This window comes from bacterium (assembly GCA_030655055.1).
Taxonomy (GTDB): Bacteria; Edwardsbacteria; AC1; order AC1; family EtOH8; genus UBA5202.
Genome location: JAURWH010000028.1, coordinates 1 through 1,037, shown reverse-complemented (window position 1 = coordinate 1,037; position 1,037 = coordinate 1). Strand labels below are relative to the sequence as shown.

The window sequence follows — 1,037 nt, the reverse complement described above, 5'->3', positions numbered from 1 at the left end:
CGCTAGTCGGACCTCACCGACACCCGCGCGATGTCCCCGGCGTGGGAGATGGGTATCACCATCTCCTCCTCGGCGAGCAGGTCCGCCACCGAGAACTTTTCCTCGGTGGCGGCCAGGATCTCGGTGCGGCGGGGGTCGGCGTACTTCTTCTTGAGCTCGGTGATTTCCTCCCGGATCACCCCCATCAGGCGCCGCTTGCTGTCCAAAATGCCCTTGAGCTTGGTGATCAGCTTAAGCAGTTCCTCGTACTCCTCGTCGATCTTCTTGGTCTCCAGTGAGGTCAGGCGCTTGAGGGTCATGTCCAGAATGGCCTGGGCCTGGATCTCGGAGAGTTTGAATTTTTTCATCAGCGAAGACCGGGCCTCGTCCACATTGGGCGACTTCTTGATGATCCGGACCACTTCGTCGATGTTGTCGATGGCTATCTTCAGGCCTTCCAGGATATGGGCCCGCTTCTCGGCCTGGGCCAGTTCGTATTTGGTGCGCCGGGTCACCACCTCCACCCGGAATTCTATGAACTTGCTGAGGGCCTCTTTCAGGGTGATCACCTTGGGCACCCCGTCCACCAGGGCCAGCATGATCACCCCAAAACTGGTCTGGAACTGGGTGTGCTGGTAAAGCTGGTTGATGGTCAGCCGGGGGTCGGCGTCGCGCTTCAGGCCTATCACCACCCGCATCCCGTCGCGGTCCGATTCGTCGCGCAGGTCGGCGATGCCGTCCACCTTCTTGTCCTTGACCAGTTCGGCGATCTTCTCGATCATGGTGGCCTTGTTGACCTCGTAGGGCAGCTCGGAGATAATGATGGATTCCTTGCCGTTCTTGGCGGTCTCCACGTTGGCCCGGCCCCGGATCATGATCTTGCCCCGGCCGGTCAGGTAGGCGTCCCGGATGCCGGAGACGCCCATGATCATGCCGCCGGTGGGAAAATCAGGCCCCTTGACGGTCTTCAGCAGTTTCTCCGGGGCCAGCTCCGGGTCCTCGATCAGCAGGGAGATGGCGTCGCAGATCTCGCCCAGGTTGTGGGGCGGGATGTTGGT

General features: G+C 61.0%; 1 protein-coding gene. It reads right to left on the bottom strand.

Annotation, left to right across the window (positions count from 1 at the left end; all coding sequences use genetic code 11):
- Nucleotides 1-2: 2 nt before the first annotated feature.
- A partial coding sequence (locus Q7U71_01310; GenBank protein ID MDO9390394.1) for a DNA gyrase subunit A occupies nt 3-1,037 on the bottom strand: 1,035 nt, incomplete at its 5' end.